The sequence below is a fragment of the Sedimentisphaera salicampi genome (assembly GCF_002117005.1).
GTDB classification, from domain to species: domain Bacteria; phylum Planctomycetota; class Phycisphaerae; order Sedimentisphaerales; family Sedimentisphaeraceae; genus Sedimentisphaera; species Sedimentisphaera salicampi.
This window is the reverse complement of the sequence record NZ_CP021023.1, coordinates 852,937-874,171: the sequence shown is the minus strand read 5'-3', so window position 1 is coordinate 874,171 and position 21,235 is coordinate 852,937. Positions and strand designations below refer to the sequence as shown.

The 21,235-nt window shown below is 45.9% G+C and carries 12 protein-coding genes and 1 pseudogene; 10 read left to right on the top strand and 3 right to left on the bottom strand.

Translation table 11 applies throughout. From position 1 onward, the window contains the following. Positions 1–111: 111 nt before the first annotated feature. Positions 112–1,245, bottom strand: a complete 1,134-nt coding sequence (locus tag STSP1_RS03215; RefSeq protein WP_085754968.1) for a DNA-binding transcriptional regulator — start codon at positions 1,243–1,245, stop codon at positions 112–114. A 119-nt stretch (positions 1,246–1,364) separates the two neighbouring features. Between STSP1_RS03215 and STSP1_RS03210 the strand changes: the two genes are divergently transcribed. The 7 genes from STSP1_RS03210 (at position 1,365) to STSP1_RS03180 (ending at position 14,883) form a co-directional block, all read left to right on the top strand. Next, on the top strand, positions 1,365–2,846 hold the full coding sequence (locus STSP1_RS03210) for a xylulokinase (protein ID WP_085754967.1): 1,482 nt from the start codon (positions 1,365–1,367) through the stop codon (positions 2,844–2,846). A 3-nt stretch (positions 2,847–2,849) separates the two neighbouring features. Further along, entirely contained in the window at positions 2,850–4,160 is a 1,311-nt protein-coding gene (xylA, locus tag STSP1_RS03205) for a xylose isomerase (protein ID WP_085754966.1), read from the top strand. 96 nt (positions 4,161–4,256) lie between these two features. After that, the gene (locus STSP1_RS03200) at positions 4,257–6,845 is read left to right on the top strand and encodes a beta-glucosidase (protein WP_161491585.1); all 2,589 of its coding nucleotides are present in this window, start codon (positions 4,257–4,259) and stop codon (positions 6,843–6,845) included. A gap of 257 nt (positions 6,846–7,102) precedes the next feature. Next, positions 7,103–9,751, top strand: coding sequence for a hypothetical protein (locus STSP1_RS03195; protein ID WP_085754964.1), 2,649 nt, complete (start codon positions 7,103–7,105; stop codon positions 9,749–9,751). A gap of 88 nt (positions 9,752–9,839) precedes the next feature. Then, positions 9,840–12,128, top strand: coding sequence for a carbohydrate-binding protein (locus STSP1_RS03190; RefSeq protein WP_085754963.1), 2,289 nt, complete (start codon positions 9,840–9,842; stop codon positions 12,126–12,128). Positions 12,129–12,219: 91 nt separating this feature from the next. Further along, the gene (locus STSP1_RS03185) at positions 12,220–13,488 is read left to right on the top strand and encodes a uroporphyrinogen decarboxylase family protein (RefSeq protein ID WP_226997502.1); all 1,269 of its coding nucleotides are present in this window, start codon (positions 12,220–12,222) and stop codon (positions 13,486–13,488) included. Positions 13,489–13,497: 9 nt separating this feature from the next. Further along, entirely contained in the window at positions 13,498–14,883 is a 1,386-nt protein-coding gene (locus tag STSP1_RS03180; protein ID WP_226997501.1) for a sugar porter family MFS transporter, read from the top strand. A gap of 562 nt (positions 14,884–15,445) precedes the next feature. Here the strand turns inward: STSP1_RS03180 and STSP1_RS03175 are convergent. Together STSP1_RS03175 and STSP1_RS03170 are read right to left on the bottom strand one after the other, a co-directional pair. Next, positions 15,446–16,273, bottom strand: a pseudogene (locus STSP1_RS03175) (IS3 family transposase); the annotation flags it as partial. Further along, positions 16,261–16,677 (bottom strand): hypothetical protein, encoded by a 417-nt coding sequence (locus STSP1_RS03170; protein WP_085754961.1) that lies wholly within the window; start codon positions 16,675–16,677, stop codon positions 16,261–16,263. The gene STSP1_RS03170 and the pseudogene STSP1_RS03175, both read right to left, overlap by 13 nt. Before the next feature lie 162 nt (positions 16,678–16,839). Here STSP1_RS03170 and STSP1_RS03165 point away from each other — a divergent pair, with 162 nt between their 5' ends. From STSP1_RS03165 to STSP1_RS03155, 3 genes are all read left to right on the top strand, one after another. Next, positions 16,840–17,442: a PEP-CTERM sorting domain-containing protein gene (locus STSP1_RS03165; protein ID WP_085754960.1), complete on the top strand. Its 603-nt coding sequence runs from the start codon at positions 16,840–16,842 to the stop codon at positions 17,440–17,442. An 81-nt stretch (positions 17,443–17,523) separates the two neighbouring features. Beyond that, the gene (locus STSP1_RS03160; protein ID WP_161491584.1) at positions 17,524–19,137 is read left to right on the top strand and encodes a LamG-like jellyroll fold domain-containing protein; all 1,614 of its coding nucleotides are present in this window, start codon (positions 17,524–17,526) and stop codon (positions 19,135–19,137) included. Between the two features lie 37 nt (positions 19,138–19,174). Then, a complete protein-coding gene (locus STSP1_RS03155) occupies positions 19,175–21,130 on the top strand; it encodes a LamG-like jellyroll fold domain-containing protein (RefSeq protein ID WP_085754958.1) in 1,956 nt (651 codons plus the stop codon). Positions 21,131–21,235: the final 105 nt, after the last annotated feature.

Genomic DNA, 21,235 nt, shown 5'->3' with positions numbered 1-21,235 from the left:
GAAAGATTTTTTCATCTTTGCACTGCGTTTATTCAGCCGGCTTATATTGCATCAGGGAAACCATCACTGAATAATCGCTGCTGAACAGCGATGGAAAAAAGTTAGTGCTGATCATTCTGCTTTGCTCACTCGTTTCCTGAATTCACTTGGTGATTCGCCGGTAATATTTTTGAAATAGCGAGAAAAATGCTCCGGCGCAGTGAATTCGAGGCTTTGAGCTATCTGATAAACAGGAAAGTCCGTTTCACTAAGTGATTTCCTGATATGCTTCACTCGAAACCTGTCAATTTCCTCTTTTATCGTTCTGTTGAGCTGGCTTTTGAATCGATACTCCAGCGAACGTCTTGAGAGCGTTGTCGCCTCTACAACATCACTTGCCTGAATCAATTTGTGGAAGTTATTGCGGATAAAAATCAACGCCGCCACAACCTCTTTATCGTCAACAGCAAGAACCTCCGTTGACTGCCTCTCAACAATCTCCACAGGCTGAACATTTATGTTCTCATTGTGCCTTTGTTCTCTCATTAAACTCCCGAGAACTCTAGCTCCGGCAAATCCGGCCGTCTCGAAATTCAGCAGGATGCTGGAGAGCGGGGGCGAGGAAAGGTTGCATACGAGCTCGTCGTTATCAACGCCCAGCACAGCCACCTCCTCCGGAACGCTGATACCTGCGATCTTGCAGGCTTCCATAATGTAGATGGCTCTGTCATCGTTGCAGCCGAATATACAGATTGGTTTGGGCAAGCTCTGGAGCCAGCTTACAACCGGTGCTTTTCTGTCTAAAAACGCTGCACTGTCTTTATAGATGAATATCTTTTCGACCCCGCAGCTGAGCACCTGCTTCTCATAGCTCCGCATCCTCTTTTCAGACCACGGAATATTCTCAAATCCGCAATATGCGAAATTCTTAAATCCCAGTGAGTAGAAATAGTCCGCGGCCATTTTTCCGATCATCTCAGAATCGGTTATTATAGATATTGCTCCTGGGCTGTTTTTTTCGTCTATGTAATTGATGATCTTGGGCTTGTCTGTTTTAAGGATTCTTGATATGTTTTTGGCATCGCATATAAAAAAACCGTCAAATCTGTTCAGGTTGTAAGGAATTTCATGCCCGCTGTCAAGGTATTCAGGCGGTTTGGTATGCACCTGCCAGCGGTCAAAGGCTCTAATGAACTTCTCGGCGCCGGCAAGAAGCTGCCTGCCCGTATTCCTTGAGGTGTCAACGATTATCAGTACCTTTTTCATAGTGTCAGCCTCCCTGTGCTTTTGCGTAAACTGGCAGAATTTTAACGCAAAGTGGTCTTCCTGTCAAAGCCTGGTTATGATAAGCTATTGCTAATATGGAATTTACTTAGGAGCCGTATATGTATCTTTTGGGCTATGACTGTGGCACATCTTCAATAAAAGCCACACTCCTTGATGCGGAATCAGGGATGCCGGCAGCTTCGTCAACAGCACCGTCGTGCGAAATGCAGATTCGTTCTCTCAAATCCGGATGGGCTGAGCAGCCCCCGGAGATGTGGTGGGATAATTTAAAAAAAGCCACAGCCGATTTGCTTTCAAAAGCTGAAATAGAATCCCCTGATATCAAGGCAATAGGCATTACATACCAGATGCACGGACTTGTGATAGTTGATAAACAGCTTGCCCCGCTTCGAGACTCAATAATATGGTGCGACAGCAGGGCGGTTGAGATCGGCAGCAGGGCATTCGAAGAGCTGGGTCAAGAAATGTGTTTGCAAAACCTTCTCAACTCACCTGGAAACTTCACTGCATCAAAATTGAAGTGGGTGAAGGATAACGAACCTGAGATTTACAGCAGAATCTATAAGGCTATGCTTCCCGGCGACTATATAGCTATGAAATTGACAGGCGAGATTTTCACCACCGAGTCCGGCCTTTCTGAGATGATCCTTTGGAATTTCCAAAAGGGCGGTCTTGCAGAATCTGTATTGAACTATTACGGAATAGATGAAGGATTGCTGCCTGATGCCCTGCCTGCATTTTCGCAGCAGGGAGAGCTAACTAACGCAGCAGCCGCCGAGCTGGGTCTAACAGCAGGCACTAAAGTATGTTACCGTGCAGGAGATCAGCCCAACAATGCGCTTTCGCTCAATGTACTCAGGCCGGGCGAGATAGCTGCCACAGCGGGCACTTCCGGCGTTGTTTACGGCGTTTCAGATGCACCTGCTTATGATGAGCAGTCTCGAGTAAACAGCTTTGTTCACGTAAGCCATCAGCATAGCAGACCGAGATACGGTGTTTTGCTTTGCATAAACGGAGCGGGCATTTTGAACAGCTGGGTGAAAAACAATATCGCCTCTGGTATGGACTATGCTCAGTTAGATAAATTAGCTTCAGAAATCCCTGCCGGCAGCGAAGGTCTTTCGATAATACCTTTCGGAAACGGTGCTGAGCGTATTCTCGGCAACAGCTGGCCAGGCGGGGCGATCAGCGGAATCAATTTCAACGTTCACAGCCAGCTGCATATTTTCCGTGCTGCCCAGGAAGGGATCGCTTTCGCTATGAATTACGGTCTTTCAATAATGAAGAATATGAATGTTAGGCCCCAAAAGATCAAGGCAGGAAATGCAAATATGTTTTTAAGCCCTGTTTTCTGCGAGGCCTTCTCTAACGTAACCGGTGCAGCATTAGAATTGTACAATACAGACGGCTCTCAGGGTGCAGCGAGGGCTGCCGGCATTGGGCTCGGCATATATAAAGGCTTTGATGAAGCGTTTGAAGGCTTGGAATGTACAAAAAGAATTGAGCCAGACCAAAAATTAATACAAACTTATAATGAAGCATACGAAAAATGGACAGAAACCTTAAATAAAGAGGAGTAGAAAATGAATCAGTTTTTCCCAGAAGTAAAGAAGATTGAGTATAGGGGGCCGGAATCAAAAGATCCGCTGTCATTCAGACACTACAACCCCGAGGAAGTTGTGCTCGGAAAGAAAATGGCAGACCATTTGCGTTTTGCCGTCTGCTATTGGCATACCTTTAAGGGGTTGGGCGATGATCCGTTTGGCGGCCCAACTATGATCCGCAATTACAATCAATCCAGCGAGCCGATGCAGGCTGCCAAAGATACAATGCACGCCGCTTTTGAGTTCTTCACAAAGCTCGGCGTAAATTTCTGGTGTTTTCACGACAGGGACATCGCTCCAGAGGCGGATAATCTTGCCGAAACAAACAAGAGGCTCGATGAGATGGCTTCCCTTGCCAAAAAGCTTCAGGGTGATACAGGGCTAAGGCTGCTTTGGGGAACAACCAACGCCTTCAGCCACAGAAGATTCCTTGCCGGCGCATCAACCAACCCCTCGCCTGAGGTCTTTGCCTATGCGGCCAGTCAGGTGAAAAAGGCAATGGAAATTACGCACGAACTTGGCGGTCAGGGCTATGTGTTCTGGGGCGGCAGAGAGGGCTATGATACCCTGCTCAATACAGATATGAAGCGTGAGCTCGACCATATGGGAATGTTTATGAATATGGCAGTTGACCATAAGAAGAAGATAGGATTTGAAGGCGATCTTTTCATTGAGCCCAAGCCAAAAGAGCCCACAAAGCATCAGTACGATTTTGATGCCGGCAACTGTATGGCATTTCTCCAGAAGTACAACCTTACAAATGAATTCAAGCTGAATATCGAGGCAAACCATGCTACCCTTGCCGCACATACCTTCCAGCACGAACTTGAGTATGCAGCTGCTAACGGTATGCTGGGTTCTGTTGATGCCAACCGCGGCGATATGCTGCTCGGCTGGGATACCGATCAGTTCCCCACAAACCTATACGACAGCGCACTTGCAATGTACACAATCATCAGGGCAGGCGGGTTTACTTCAGGCGGATTGAATTTCGATGCCAAGCTGCGCAGGCAGTCTATCGATCCGGTTGATCTTTTCTATGCCCATATTGCAGCTATGGACTGCTTTGCAAGGGGGCTCAAGATTGCCGAAAAAATGATCAACGACGGATCACTCGCTGAGAACCTCAAGAAACGCTATGCAGGCTGGGATGCCGGCTTAGGAGCTGAGATTGAGTCTGGCAAAGCAGATTTCGAAAAGCTTGAGCAATATACGATCGAAAACGGCGAGCCGGAACTGCAAAGCGGCAGGCAGGAAATGCTTGAAAACATCCTCAATGGCTACATCTAATAAAATATTATTTTGTAAAAGCGGCAAAGATTTATAAATCGGTTTTAATTGAAAAATTAAAAAAAAGTAAAATTCAATTTCGATATGGGAGCAGATATGAAGAAGGTAATGGTTCTTATTGTTAGTGCATTTTTGATAAGCTCATTTGTTTACGCGGAGAGTTATGAGTATCCTTTTAGAAATCCTGAGCTTAAAGTTGAAGACAGGATAGATGACCTGCTCTCTCGGCTGACTGTAGAAGAAAAGGCGTGGCAGATGGTTATGAATACCAGAGGCGTTGAAAGGCTCGAAATACCGAGTTTTCATTGGTGGAACGAATGCCTTCATGGTGTTGCACGTGCCGGCAAGGCAACGGTCTTCCCGCAGGCAATAGCTCTTGCTTCTACATGGAATACCGATCTGATGCACGAAATAGCATCGGCGATATCCGATGAGGCGAGGGGAAAATACAATTCCGACCCCGCCAGAAACACTCAGTACAGAGGCTTGACGATGTGGAGCCCTACTATCAATATCGCCCGTGATCCGAGATGGGGCAGAACCGAAGAAACCTACGGCGAAGACCCTTATCTTACAGGCTGTATGGGCTATTCATTCATCACCGGCCTCCAAGGGGATCATCCAAAATATTTGAAGGTTGCAGCCACACCCAAGCACTTTGTAGCTAACAATATAGAGGCAAAGCGTCATTCAACCCGTCCGTTTATCAGCGAAAGGGCTCTGCGTGAATATTATCTGCCGGCTTTCGAGAAGGCTGTTACCGAGGCAAAGGCCGAATCCATAATGAGTGCGTATAACGGCATCAACAACATCCCCTGCAGCACAAACAAATGGCTGCTTGAAGGGCTTCTTCGTTATCAATGGGGATTCGATGGAAGCGTTGTTACCGATGTTGGGGTTCCGGGTGATCTGGTGCAGTCTCACCGGATTTACGGCACTGCGCCGGAAACGGTTGAACCTATGATTGAGGCCGGTGTAAACGTGATTGATGACTTTCGCCCGGACTTCCCGAAATATATTATCGAGGCTTATGATAAGGGTATGGTAAATGATTCGCAGCTTGACAAAGCCCTCTATCCGAATCTGAGAACCCTGTTCAGGCTTGGATTCTTCGATCCACCTGAAGAGGTGCCGTTTTCAAAGATCTCCAAGTCTGTGGTGGGCTGCGATAAGCACATCTCGCTTGCCAGACAGGCCGCACGAGAGTCTATCGTTCTGTTGAAAAATGACAACGTAAATGGTAAGCCGCTTCTCCCGATAGACACCGGGAGGGTAAAGAGAGTAGCGGTTCTCGGTACTCACGCAACAGAGAATTATGTCGGCGGGTATTCGGGAACACCTGTCGGTGGCGATGTTTCGGTTTTGGAAGGTTTGAAAAACGGCTCGGGGCAATCCATAGCGGTCAAGCATGTTAGATCTTCCATCGCTATGGACGATATGAAGTCTGTGATTCCAACTTCAAACTACAGACCTCCAACAGAAGAAGAAGGAGAGCACGGATTAAGGGCTGAATATTACCCAACTCCGGATTTCCAAGGGAAACCATTTGTAAGGACAGTGAGAACTGTTGATTTCGACTGGGGCAGCTCCTCTCCTGACCCTATGATACCTTATGATAATTTCTCCGCTGTTTACTCAGGCAAGCTGATTCCTAATCAGACAGGCGTTCATACCTTCCTTACTGAGAATATTGATGACGGCGTAAGGCTTTACATTGATGGAAAGCTTGTCTTAGATAGATGGCAATTCCAGATCGGTGTGGTTAAATCTAAAGTGAGGCTTAAAGCCGGCGAAGAATACGATTTAAAGCTCGAATACAGAGAAGATGCCGGCGGAGCACAGGTACACCTTTATTGGCGGGAGCCGGATATCGACCCCGCTGAGATCCTGGAAAATGAGCTTGAGCTCGCTGAAAAGAGCGACCTTGTCGTTGTAGCTTTGGGACTGGACCAGAGATACGAATTTGAGGGCAGGGATAAAAACACGCTTGCCTTCCCTTCCGAGCAGCTTGATTTTCTCAAGAAGGTTTACGAGGTAAATCAGAATATCGTTGTTGTTCTGCAAATCGGAAGCCCTATGGCGATTACGTGGATGGACGAAAATATTCCTGCAATTGTTAATATGTGGTATCCCGGCGAGCAGGGAGGTAATGGCTTGGCAGATATATTGTTCGGCAAGAATTCTCCTTCCGGCAAGCTCCCTGCAACTTTCTTCGCCTCCGATGATCAGCTCCTGCCTTGGGACGATTATGAGCCTCAGCACGGAAGAACCTATATGTATTTTGATGGCAAGCCGCTCTATCCGTTCGGCTATGGTCTAAGCTATACTGATTTCGCATATTCCGATATTAACATAAGCAAGAGGTATGTTAATGAAGAGGATAATGTTACTGTAAAGTTTACTCTTGAGAATATTGGCTCAAAGGAAGGGGCTGAAGTAGTTCAGCTGTATGCGAGCAATGTGGAATCTCCAGTTTACCAGCCAAAAAGGCAGCTTAAGAGATTCAAGAAGGTTAATCTTATGTCTGGGCAAAGCAAAACTATATCATTCGACCTTGAGATCGGCGACCTGAATTACTGGGACAGCAAGACGAAATCATTCATTGTTGAGCCCGGTGAATTTGAAATTCTGATCGGCTCATCATCTGCTGATATTGAGCTGAAAGAAAGCATAACCGTAAAATAGGATTATGCTCCGGCTGAGTAATAAAGACCTTGCTTGGCCGGCTGGGAATTAAAAAATCTGAAAGCCGTTTTTGCCGGATATACCAGAAAACCAGAGGCGATCATTTGTCCACAGTTTCTGAGCATATCCGGCAAGCGGTTTTTGGAATATGTCTTAAAGAAGCAGCGATTTTGAAAGCCGATTCTTGATTAAGGCAGGCAATGTTCTTATAGCTGGTATAAAAAAATTACCGCTAAAACTCGTAGGAGAATTAATTAATGAAAAAGTTGCCGTGTTTTGTAGTATTTTTTGCCGCAGCTGCATTATCGCAGGCGGATTTGATTCCTAATGATGATTTTTCGGCTCAGCGTGATTACTGGAATTTCAGCACAAACGCATGGGTTGAAAACGCTAACCATCCCCAAAAGCCTGATATGCTTTGCGGACGCCTGGAAAATGGCGGCGGTATGGGAGCTCAGGATATCCGAAGCAATCTGTTTGCTGTTCCGCCTGTATCGGATTTCAGCTTCAATTTCAATTCCGGTATCTGGCAGCAGACCACCTCAGAGCTTCATCCCGTTTTTCAAGTGAGGTTCTACGGCTCCAAAGACCATGGAGATATGATTGGCCAGGTGAAGTTTGATGTCCAGAAAGATAGCGGTGACTGGTGGGGAATACTCACTCAAAACAGCGGTGATTTTCAAGCTCCCTCTGGAACAAAGTATATGGATGTTGTTTTCTCTGCCGGTTTACATAACCCGTGGGAAGGCGGCGCGCGTATCGGAAACGTTAAGCTCAACGCCAAAGGCAAACTTAACCCATCCGAAGGCGCTTTACCCTTATATTTTGACCTCACCGACCCTGGGGTTACCAAACGCCTTGATTACTGGGGTATGGACCAGACCTGGATAGACGGCTGGAATATGGAAGAGGCAATTACGCAAATCGGCCATGATGATTTCGATGTTGTCCGCATTAATTTCCTGGCCGTTGAGCCGCTGAATTATGATGCGGCAGGAGAGCCGCTTCTTACTCAAACAATGAAAGATTTTGTTGACAGGGCAATGGATCAGGCAATGCGAGCGCCGGGCGCCAATCTGGGAATGCATCTGACAGCGAAATCCGATTTACACGATTGGTATGTCGGTTCTGATGGACTGATTATTCCGGAACGCACCGTCGATGGTGCAGTGGCAATGATAAATTATATTGAAGACAATTATGGATACTCCATAGACCGCTGGGATTTTGTTGAGGTTATCAATGAGCCGGACTGGGAGTACCCCTACAGCAGCCCGCAGAATATGGCGGCTGTAATGGCGGAGTTTCGCAGTCGCGGCCAGCTTGACAGTGTACCATTGCTCGGCCCGTCCACCTTATCTTCGGATTCAGCTTACAACTGGTACTCTGCAACCCAGGGCTACACAGACATCGGCGGCACGCACGTTATAAACGGCTCTGTTGATTCTTTTAAAGGTTTCATTGAGTGGGTACATAATGACGGCAAGCCTTTTGTTAATCCTGAAGTACACAGTTTTGCAGAAATTATGATTCAGGCCGATTTAAGCGGAGACAGGCCTGGCGAAGGCGGGGTTTTCTGGGACAATGTAGTCCCTGCGGCAGGAAGATTTATTCAAGCCTGTAAGGGCAAGAGGATTGCTTATCAGATGGACGAGGTAACATGGAGCGGTACAAGTGTTTACAGGGATCTCCAAAACAGGGTTTGGCTGTTTGCCGGTTCCAGCGAGAGAAATGCAAAAAATTCGAAATGGGAGTTTATAAGCACAAATCGAGACGTTTTTATAAACGATTTTGGCCCATCTGTCCGAAAAACAATTACGATGGGCTCCCATGCCCACTGGCATGCAGAGCTTACTTGGGGCGACCGCAATCCCCCTTATTACTCTCAGTATGTTGATAATAGCGGAGAGACCGCAAGGATGGCTGTAATTGACGGCAAGCTCAACACAACTTCACCAAATGATACTGGAGCTTTCACACAATGGAAATTCCGTCCCACAGGAGCATTTTATTACATTGATAATATTGACGCTGGAGATGCAGGCCAAAGGTCTCGTTTAAGCGCATCAGAAATCCGCCGCGATGTTGGTCTTGTGCGGGATAATCAGAATGATAATTTCGTCAAATGGCAGTTGATTCAAATAGATGAAAGCTTTTTCCTGGAAAATGTGGGTATGCAGAGAGCAGGGCTCAAAAGCAGGCTGAAAGTTGAATCCGGTTCTGTAACTCTTACAGAGTCTTCTGATGAAGACTCCAAAGCTCAATGGAATTTCTCAGATACTGGTTCCGGCTATGCAAACCTGATAATAAACGGCGATTTTGAGGACGGCTGGATTTGCTGGCAGGGTGATGGAGACAATGGCGGGCAAGCGAGCCTCATCGAAGAGGGGGGAAATCATTTTATGTACATTGAAACCCAGACAGAGGGCAGCGCCCAGCTTCAGAGCCCATTAGTCAAGGTGCCTTCAGGGGCAAATCTGACATACAGTTTCAACTCCGGCATCTGGCAGGAGACATCTGCGGGGCATTCTCCTCTGCTGCAGATTATGTTTTACAATGAACTGGGCGAAGCAGAGGGCGGCTGGCTCGGTCAGGAGTGGTTGGACATACTGAGAACTCAGGGAGACTGGGCTGATGTTTCTACTTTGAACGAGGGCAGCATAAACCTGCCGGATGGTACAGAATATGTGCAGCTTCGTTTCCGCGGAGGATGGCCGAACGATTGGAAGGGCGGTTTCAGGATTGATAACGTTTCGCTCAAGCCCTCATATAACCCGGGAGATTTCAGCAAAGACGGCAGCGTGAACTTGCTCGACCTCTCTGCAATAGCTCAGGAATGGCAGACCATCTACGATACCTATGACTTGCGCGTCCTTGCTGAAAATTGGTTAAACGCAGGCAATTAGCTGCTGTTTAATTGCAGTCGGTAAAGCGGTTGTTTAACAATACTGATCTCAAAAAATTAATGCTAAATAAGGGAAGGGATAATAACAAATGAATGTGATATCTAAATCCAAGGTAAATTTATCTTTGGCGGCTGCTTTTATGCTCTGCTCAATAGCCGCAGGGCAGCAGTATCACGTCTCTAAAGACGGCAGTGATAGCAATGAGGGCTTTTTAAATGCCCCTTTTAAAACAATTTCCGCAGCCGCTAAGATTGCTCAGCCAGGTGATGTGATAACTGTTCACGAAGGAGTTTACCGTGAGCGGATCAATCCGCCGCGAGGGGGTGAATCAAATAAGAGGCGTATTGTGTATCAGGCAGCTGCAGGCGAGGATGTTGTGATCAAAGGGTCAGAGCGGGTTACCGATTGGGAAAAGGTTCAGAATGACACATGGAAGATAACCAAGCCCAACAGTTTTTTTGGTGGATTCAATCCTTATGATGATCTGATTTCAGGAGACTGGTTTGATGCGAGAGGCCGGGAACACCATACCGGTGCGGTGTATCTGAACGGTCATTGGCTAACCGAAGCTTCTGAGAAGTCCCAAGTTTTGCAGCCTGTGAAAAAACAGCCCATCTGGGCATATCGTCAGCCCTCTTCTTATCTGTTGAATGTGAACTGGATTAAGCCTGAGGGGGGAGAGAAAATTCCCGCCGCCGATTTCTCAACCCAGCATGGGGTTAGAAAGGAGCCTGCATCTCAGGGAGGTCAGTGCATTGCTTTTATCCAGCATGGCGACTGGGCGCGGTATGATGTTGATTTTGGAGAGAATGCCGGCCAGATAACTTTCGGTGCAGCTTCAGACACTACTGGCGGCCTTATAGAGATTCGTCTGGATTCTCCGGAAGGGAAGCTCCTGGGAACTGCTGATATACCAAATACCGCTGGATGGCAGTCTTGGGACAGCTTTACCGCCCGGATTAAACCCGTAAGCGGAAATCAGACCATTTGCTTAGTTTTTCTAAGCAGCGGTTCAAAGCCTGTTAAGAATCCTCTGTGGAGCCCCGAAATGAACTCTTCTAATTCAGGTTTATGGTATGCCGAAGTGAGCGATTCACAAACAACGATCTGGGCACAGTTCAAGGATGTAAACCCCAACAGGGAGCAGGTTGAGATCAATGTGCGCCAGACTGTTTTTTACCCTGAAAAGCCAGGGAGAAATTATATCACTGTACGCGGCTTCAAATTGATGCACGCTGCTACACCTTGGGCTCCGCCGACGGCCGAACAGATCGGACTGATTGGAACGCATTGGAGCAAGGGTTGGCTAATAGAGAATAACCAAATCAGCTACTCAACCTGTACAGGTGTTACGCTTGGGAAGTATGGAGATAAATGGGATAACACCTCCCAAGACACTGCAGTGGGTTATGTTCAAACAATTAAACGTGCAAAAGATAATGGATGGGAGAAAAATAATATCGGCCATCATACAGTGCGCAAAAATACCATTTCTCACTGCGAGCAGGCGGGGCTGGTCGGCAGTCTCGGCGCTGTTTTCAGCACGATCAAGGATAATGAAATTCACGATATTCACGTCCGGCAGCTGTTTTCCGGGGCTGAAATGGCAGGCATTAAACTGCATGCTCCAATTGATTGTTTGATCAGCGATAATCATATCTACCGTACGGCAAGAGGAATGTGGCTGGACTGGATGACTCAGGGAACTCGGGTAACGCGTAATTTATTCCACGATAATGATGTCTATGAGGATTTGTTTGTTGAGGTTAATCACGGGCCTTTTGTTGTTGATAATAACATCCTTCTTTCACGCAGAGCATTTTATGACAATTCGCAGGGCGGGGCGTACGTCCATAATTTGTTCGCTGGAGAGATTTTTAGAAGTGCTGAGTTCAACCGTGAAACGCCTTATCATAAGCCTCATTCCACGGAAATTGCAGGGCTGAGCAACATCAAAAACGGAGACAATCGTTTTTACAACAACATCTTCATTGGCGGCGATGGCCTTGCATCTTACGACAAGGCGATTCTGCCGGTATATATGGGCGGAAATGTCTTCCTGAATGGGGCTGAAGCTTCTGAGAGCGAGGAAAATCCGATTGTCTTACAGGACTTCGACCCTGAGTTAAAGCTTTCCAGAGATGATAGTAATATAGAGCTGGCGTTTCCCGAGTCTGCGGTTTCAGCGGATACTATGCTGATTACTACAGAAATTCTTGGCAGAACTGAAATTTCAGACTTGCCTTATCTGGACTGTGACGGCTCTAATCTAAAAGTTGATACCGATTATTTAAAAGCTCAAAGAAGTAAGGGCAATCCAACCCCGGGTCCTTTTGAAGAAATTAAAGAAGGCGATGTGAGCTTTAAAGTTAGGTAGTAAATAATTATTCGGCCGCTGCCCGCAAATTATGAAGATATTGAAAGTTAAATGATTTCTTTACAGTGAAATCAAGCAAAGGGAGATACGTATGCCAAAAGATGCTTTGAATTCTCGACAGCGTCTTCAAAAAACATTAAATCACGAACCCGTTGATCAGGTATGTGTGGACTTTGGAGCTACAGCCGTAACGGGCATCGCAGTTAGCACTTTATCAAAATTGCGTCAGACCGTGCTTGGTGAAAAGGATTATCGTGTCAAAGTTATAGAGCCTTACCAGATGCTTGGTGAGCTGGACAGTAAACTGATGGAGGCCTTGGGGATTGATGTTATGGGTGTCTTTGGGCCAAAGAATATGTTTGGCTTTGAAAATAAAGACTGGAAGCCGTTTACGCTATTTGACGGAACAGAAGTCCTCGTGCCGGGTGATTTCAATGTAACACCGGATGGTGAGGGAGGCTTATTCCTTCACCCGCAAGGTGATACATCAGTCCCTCCAAGCGGTCATATGCCGAAGGATGGGTTTTACTTTGATGCAATTTGCCGTCAAGAGCCGATAGATGAAGAAAAGCTTAATCCGGCGGATAACTGTGTTGAGTTCGGTGTACTTTCGGAGAGTGATATAGAGTATTATAAGAAGGAAGCCAAAGCTGCCGCAGAACGTGGGAAAGGGGCGGTTCTTACCTCTCCGGGTACGCCGTTTGGCGATATTGCTATGATTCCGGCTGTGGGGATGAAACACACTCCCGGCATTAGGGATGTCGAAGAATGGTATGTTTCAACTGTTGCGAGGCGGGATTATGTCTATGCAGTCTTTGAAAAACAATGCGAGATAGCCCTCGAAAATCTTGGGCTGCTTGCAGAAGCTCTCGGAGATGATGTACAGGCGGTTTTTACCACCGGCACTGATTTCGGAATGCAGACAGGGCTGTTCATTTCACCGCAGGCTTACCGTGATTTGTATAAGCCGTTTCATAAAGCGATTAATGATTTTATACATCAAAATACTTCATGGAAGGTGTTTATTCATTCCTGCGGAGCCGTAAAGCAATTGATTCCGGAGTTCATAGAAGCCGGGTTTGATATTCTTAATCCTGTACAATGTTCGGCTGCAGGGATGGAACCGCAGGAGCTAGTAGATCGCTTCGGTAAAGATATTACTTTTTGGGGCGGATTAGTTGATACTCAGAACACCCTGCCTTTCGGGACACCTGAAGAAGTTTACAGGGAAGTTTCTGAAAGAATCGAGATTTTTCAGCAAAAAAATGGCTTCGCAGCCACTTCGATTCACAATATACAAAGCAATGTCCCGATAGATAATGTCGTTGCAATGTTCAAGGCGCTTGGGCGAGATTTTTAAAGGTTTTAAATGACTGAAAATGGAATGAATACTGTTAATCAGCCCTCTGCAATATCGCAGGGAAGTTTGAGTTACGTAGCTGTTGTTGCGGCAGTAGCTGCCCTTGGCGGTTTGCTGTTTGGTTATGATACAGCGGTAATTTCCGGTGCGATTGGTTTTCTGCGCACCCGTTTTGAACTGAATTCTATGATGACCGGCTGGGCTGCCTCCGCTGCACTTGTTGGATGTATTTTCGGGGCTATGTTTGCAGGGACGCTTAGCGACCGTTTTGGCAGGAAGCGTGTTATGATGCTTGCGGGGGGAATGTTCTTTATCTCTGCGATGTGGTCGGCTATGCCTTATCAATTATTTGATTTTATTATCGCCAGGATTGTAGGTGGGTTAGGAGTAGGAGCTGCCTCAATGCTGTCGCCTTTGTATATAGCTGAAATATCCCCAGCCAGAATAAGGGGGCGGCTGGTTTCCTTAAACCAGTTTGCCATTATAGGCGGAATGCTGGTTGTCTATTTTGTAAACACTATGATTGCTCGCCAGGGCGGCGAAGCTTGGAATGTTGAGTACGGCTGGAGATGGATGTTCGGCTCGGAAGCGGTGCCGGCGATACTGTTTTTTGGTTTGCTTTTTTTGGTTCCGGAAAGTCCGAGGTGGTTAACAGAAGCAGGCAAAGAAAAGAAGGCGAGAAATATCCTTACAAAGGTGGGCGGCAGTGAGCATGCTGAAGCCGAATTAAAAGAAATAAAGGATACCATCGCAATGGAGAGCGGCTCGATTTGGGATCTGTTCAAACCCGGGATAAGGATGGCTTTGATTATCGGTGCAGGACTCGCCATCCTCCAGCAAATCACCGGAATAAATATCGTTCTATACTATGCTCCGGAAATTTTCAAAAACGCAGGATTGACAGCGGAATCGGCTCTTTCAGATACTGTTATTGTGGGAATTGTGAATTTAACCTTTACTGTTGTGGCTATTGCTGTTGTGGATAAGCTTGGAAGGAAGCCTTTATTGTTGATTGCAAGTGCCGGGATGGGGATAAGTTTGCTGCTGCTCGGCAGGGCAATTCGAATGGAACAGTTTGAAGGCCCATGGGTGCTGCTTTTTGTATTGACCTATGTTGCTTCATTTGCCGTAGCTATGGGGCCGGTTGTCTGGGTAGTAATATCTGAAATATTTCCGACAAAAATTCGAGGCAGAGCAATGTCTGTTGCCACTGTGTGTCTGTGGACAGCCTGCTTTCTTGTCTCTGTGTTTTTCCCTTATATGCTTGAAACCTTTAAAGGCTCGGTATTTTGGATTTATGCCGGCGTGTGCGGAGCAGCATTTTTGTTCGTTCTTTTCTTTGTGCCGGAAACAAAAGGCAAAAGCCTTGAAGAGATAGCCAAAAGCTGGTTGTAAAACGAGTGCATTTTTCAGCAGGGGAAGATTGAAATTAAACTAAGGCAGAATAGGCAATGTTTGTGAGGATTAAACAGCTTTTTTATTTGCGGAAAATGGCTTTATATTAACGCAAAATGGCCTTCATTTAGATGTTGATATTTCTTATATTTGTAAACTGAGCCCTCGTACTTGGCCGAAGACCTGCTATGAAATACTTAAAAATGTTTTTAATAGTACTCCAGCCTTTTTCAGGCAGAAATAGAGGTGATTTCAGGGGCTTGGATTTCGATGAGCTTTGATTTTTTAAACTGCTCTTATCATATGCGTAATACGGCATAATTTGGCAAAATTTGATTGGCTTTGAAAGCGTAAAAATTATGAATAGAAGGGTTTGGCTTTTTCTCAACAATACAGCAGGCAGGATTAGCCGCAGACAAGAAAGGAGATGTGATAAGCAGGTAGTGAGCAATGTCAAGTCCTGGTTTAAAGTTGACACTTTTCTTTTCTCTTTTCTATTACGATTTAACGATATATTCCGTAGTGGAGGGAGCCCGAAGGGCGACCGGAACGGAGGAATATATCACGCTGCCAAGTGCACCGCCTCTGGTATTCGATAGCCTAATGCTGCATGCGGGCGGCGGGTATTATAAAGCAACACCGCTTGTTTTACTGCCTCATAGGCATGTTCCTTTTTCGCAAAGGTATTGCACAAACCATATTCATGTTTCATTATTCCGTTAAGCCGCTCTGCCTTAGCATTTTCATAACAATGTTTATCTTCTGTCATGCTGATACCAATACCAGCTTCTTGGAGCATATCAATATAAGCATTGCAGCAGTACTGGCAGCCTCGATCGGAATGATGAACCGCCTTTGCTGAGGTGGGGATCTGCTTCAATGCTCGGTTCAAGGCTCTTAAACAACCCTCGGCCTCAAGACTATCACTGCAATCATAACCTATGACCTTGCGGCTGAAGGCATCCATTACAAGAGCAAGATAGACAAAACCCTGATCGGTGCGTATATAAGTTATATCACTTACAATTGCCTCATTTGGGCCTTGCAGATTCATATCTTTAAGCTTATTACTATAGACCCGAAACCTGTGCCGGCTGTTAGTCGTTGAGGTGCTGCGTCTTTTAGGCTTGATCAGCTTATTAAACTTGCCCATCAAATCGAAAAACCGATCTCGACCTATACTAACCCCCGCTTCTGATAAGTCCTCAGATATCAGCGACAAGAGCTTTCTGCAGCCTAATTGAGGCTGCAAGGAACGCTCCTGGTTTACCAAATCCATTATAAAAGCCTCATCAATAAGCTGCTTTTGACGCACTTTACGAGTCTTATAAAAATACTGGCGGCTTATGCCTGATGCGCAGCATATTTCAGTTATGGTTACTTTTTCTTCCTTTTCTGAAGCCCTTTTGTAAGCCTTGTGTGCCGTTTCGTATCTAGTTTTTTTTTGACTTCTTCACTGTCCAAGCCAAACTGCTCACAGGTAACTTCAAATCGAGAATCACTTACAAGCTTTTCTAAATAAGCATCTGCGAGAGCTTCTTTCAGCTCTTTGTTCTCTGCTTTTAATTGCTTTAACCGGTCATGTTCATCTGGTCTTTCCACGCGTATCCTCTTTGGTATTAAATGGTTTCGGCCGTATTTCTTAAGCCAACGCTTAACGGTGTGGCTTCCTGCTATTCCATAACGAATATTGGCTTCATTTATACATGAGAGTTTACCAGATTCAAGCTCATTTACCACTTGCAACTTAAATGCTTCACTATAACGAGTGCCTGTAGGTCTTTTGTCTTTCATAAATATTCCTGAAATTTAATTAACATCTATTCTGATATCTGTCAACTATACTCAGGACTAGACAAAAGCGTTTTTTAAAGGTGTGCTCGCGCTTATTTTAAGGTGTGAGCACAGTAAAGAAAATTGTGTAAATTGTTTTATTAATTTTTCGAGGGTAAAAAAATGGAAAAAGTAAAAAGTATTTTAATGTTAGCTGCTGTTGCAGCTATAGCAGTTAGTTCTCATGCGAATTATATTGCCAATGGTGATTTCGCAAACGGGACTGACAATTGGCCGGAAAGAGGCAACTGGGGCGGTGCAACTCTTACATTTGACAACGGTGAGTTGTACATGGACACTAATGCTGAGAATCTTGAAAACACTGAAGACTATGGGGCTAACGCACGCAGTGATCGCTTTTCGGTTTATCAGGGTATGCAGCTTGATTACAGCATTGACTATGCTACATGGATATCCTCGACCCCCCAGACTGAAGGGTATCTCTTCAGACTTCAGTTCTATGATGAACAGGAAAACTGGATTGGGGATACTGTGTTAGAAGAGATTACTGATCATACGGGGTTCAGTTGGAACACGCTCACAGGCCAGACTACAGTGGGGCTCGAAAATGCGGCGTTAGCTGCTGTTGAATTGAGTAACGGAACCTATAACAATTTCAACGGAGCTGTTAAGGTTGATAATGTTTCGATAGTTCCCGAGCCGGCTTCGCTTTCACTTCTCGGATTAGGCGCTGCAGCAATGATGAGGAAAAGACGCTCAGCGTAAAAACGTTATGTGAACTGAAGGGAGCCTTGATGGTATTCAAGCCCCTTCTATTAAATGAAATTCTTTAGTAAGGAGAAAATTATGAAAAAAAGCATTAGCTATTTTTTGGTTTTAGCTTTCATTGGGTTTATGGGTGTTGCCGCGGAGGCAAATATTCTGCCTAACGGAGACTTTGAAGCGGATCCGCCAGACCAGTATTGGAACAGCGGTACTGGGGGCAACGGTGTAGTTGATTTCTCTTATAACGACGGATATCTGCGTACAGACGCTGCCAGCGACCATGCTGATATAATAAGCGACAAATTCAGCGCTTCTGCTACAACATACAATTACAGCTTTGAGTATTCGGTAGACAATTTTTCCAGCGATGATTTGGCCGGTTTGTTTCAGTTGAGGTTTTTCGATTCCAGCGGCTCTTTTCTCGGCGAGGAGAATGTAGATCTGGCTGATACAGGGAGCTCAACAATAACAGCGAGTGGTTCAGCTTCAGCTCCCGCCGGCACTTCCACAGCTGATGTTCGTGTTAGTTTGGGTGTATTCAATGATTTCACCGGCGACTTGATAATTGATAATATTTTAATTGAGGCAGACCTTTGGATCGTTACCCAGCCGGAAGGTGTATTGGCAAATGAAGGTGATGATGTTAGCTTTACTGCTGAAGCAGACGCTGCTTCCGGAAATACTCCATCATACCAATGGTACAAGTCTGCCGATTCAATTATTGGCGGCGAAGATGACCAGCTGCTTTCCGGAGAGACAGCAGCAACATTGACTATTGCTGATGTAACATCCGCTGACACTGGTTTTTATTACTGTGAAGCATCAGTAAATTCAAGTACTATAACTACCAATGCTGCATTCTTGAGTTTTGGCGACCTTGTGGCGCACTGGAGTATGGACGAGGCTGATGTCGCGGGGTCAGACCCCAATTATTATTCCGATCTAACAGGTAACGGGCATAACGCAAATATAGAACAATCTGTACCGGTGAACTTTGTTGACGGCGTAGTAACAGGCGATCAGGATATTGAAAACTTAAAACCAAACGGTGCTGTTGAAATTGATCATCTCGCCGGAACAGCCAACGCTGGCACATTTGACCCTGCTGCAGAATCAGGCGAATGGTCGGTTAGTCTCTGGCTCAATTGGAACGATACAGGCCTTGATTCGGTTTACAACAATCTATGGTCTAAACGAGACGGCTGGGGCTTCGATTCTATTCAGTATATGGTGCACGTATATGATGATTGGGACGGAGCTGTAATTATGGAAACACCCGGAGGCGGCTGGATTGGTACCGGCGGCGGTGCAATAACACCCGGACAATGGCATCATCTGGTTATAACTTATGATTCAAGTCAGCGCGCTGAAATATGGCTGAACAGTGAACTTGAGGCTGCGAATGATAACTATGTTATGGGAACCAAGAGTGATGCCACGTTCTGGATTGGCCGCAATGACAGCACCGCAGAATGGTTTGATGGTGCAATTGATGACTTCAAGGTCTTCAACTATGCTCTCTCTGACACAGATATATACGACCTGTATTACGATGAGACAGGTGATCGCCGCTGTCTGGAGGAACTAAGGCCGGAAGTTGACCTGAATGGTGATTGCGTAGTAGATTTCGTTGATTTCTCTCTGCTTGCAGAGGAATGGCTGAATGACGGTAATTACACTCCACAGGCCTTCTAAATAGATTAATTGAATAAATCAATATAAGGAGAAAGATATGAATAAGACTTTTTATTTTTTACTGATATTAGCTATAACAGGAATTGCGCAGGCTAATCTTATTACTAACGGTGATTTTGCCGATGGTAATGCCAATTGGCCGGAAACCGGTTCGTGGGGTGGTCAAAACCTTTCATTCGCCAACGGTGAGCTGTACATGGACAGTAATGAAGCGAATCTTGAAAACCCTGAAGACTATGGAGCTTTTGCTCGCAGTGAACGGTTTTCGGTTTATCAGGGAATGGAGCTTGGTTACAGTATTGACTATGCAACATGGGTATCCGCTACTCCGCAAACCGAAGGTTATCTCTTCAGAATTCAGTGCTTTGATGATCAGGGAGACTGGGTCGGCGACATAGTCTTAGAAGAGATTACTGAACATACCGGATTCGGATGGAACACACTGACCGGCCAGTTTACAGTGGATTTTGCAAATGTTGCCGAAGCTGCTGTTGAACTCAGTAACGGAGTTTATAACAGTTTCAATGGCGCTGTTAAAGTTGACAATATTGCTCTGTTCGGACCGTCTGCATGGGACCCTGTGCCGGAAAACGGTGCTCAGGATGTTGGAACTGTCCAGAATGAAGCTTGTGATGTTGACTTGAGCTGGAAGACAGGGCTGAAAATTTCTGATCCGACCATTACTGACCCAAATATAGTTACCCACTATGTTTATCTCAACGATGGCAGCGGATGGACGCTTCAGGATGATGTAAACGCTGACGGCCCAACAGGGACATACACGCTGACAGGTTTGTCTTTCAATAAACAATACCTTTGGCGGATAGATGAGGGCGTTACCCTTGCAGGCGGCGGTGTAAGCGGGCCTGAAGACCCTGAAACCATTCAAGGGCCGGTTTGGTCTTTCGGCAGCTATGTAACCTTGTCTATTATTGAACAGCCCGAGACTGTGGTAGCTGATTCTGGAAGCGACGTGGACTTTACGGTCGCAGCCGAAACCTTGTTTGACTCAACAATATCCTATCAATGGTATAAGTCCGCAGATGATGTTGTTGACGATGGCGATCAGGCACTCACCAGCGAGGCTGCATTGACGCTTACTGATGTGGACTTGACTGATGAGGCATTCTATTACTGTGCAGTTTCTTCCGGTTCCCTTACACTTCATTCCGATGTGGTTTCACTCGGCATTCGCCGTAAATTAGCGCACTGGAGCCTTGATGACAGCGATTATACCGAAAATCAGTATATAGACCTCACCAGTTCAGGGATTGACGCCGCTGTTGGCGGAACTCCGGAATTTGTTGACGGTTTCGTAAACGGCGATCAGGACCCGAATACTTTAAAGGCCAACGGTGCTGTAAAGATTTATGAAAATGATGGTTGGGCAGATGCAGGAGCATTTAACCCGGCAGAATATTCAGATCAGTTTACTGTTAGCGGATGGTTCAAGTGGACTCAGCACAGCGATCCGAGTGTTGACTGGAATGTACTCGTTTCTAAACGCGACGACTGGACCAGCAATGATGATAATATGTTCATGGTTCTTGTTGACGGCCCTGCAAAGCAGCTCGTAATGCAGTCGTGGGGAGATGGTTACGTTACCTCCGGTCAGGATTCAGTACAGCCGAATGAATGGTATCATTTCGCAGCAGTTTACACCGGCGAAGTCGGCAGAGTGTATCTCAACGGCCAGTTTGCAGGTGAATCAGACTATCCGATGCAGGGCGGCGAAGACTCCACATTCTACATTGGCAGAATTGGCGATGACATCGGCCAGCGTTTTGATGGTGCACTTGATGATATTCAGGTGTATAATTACGCACTGAGCTCGGAACATATTGCCGGTTTGTATCAGGACGAAACGGGCGAAACAATTTGCCTGAAAGATCTTGTATGGTACGATCTGACAGGCGACTGCGCCGTTAATATGGATGATTTCATGGTAATGGTAACCCAATGGCTCGATTCAGGAATGTATCCTGCCGAATAAAACATTTTCAGGGAAGGGGTTCCGGATTTTCCGGAGCTCCCCCTTTTATAGTTCTTAAGAACGAGTTTTAATAGCTTTCGTAAAGCAGACTGCAGCTACGTATGA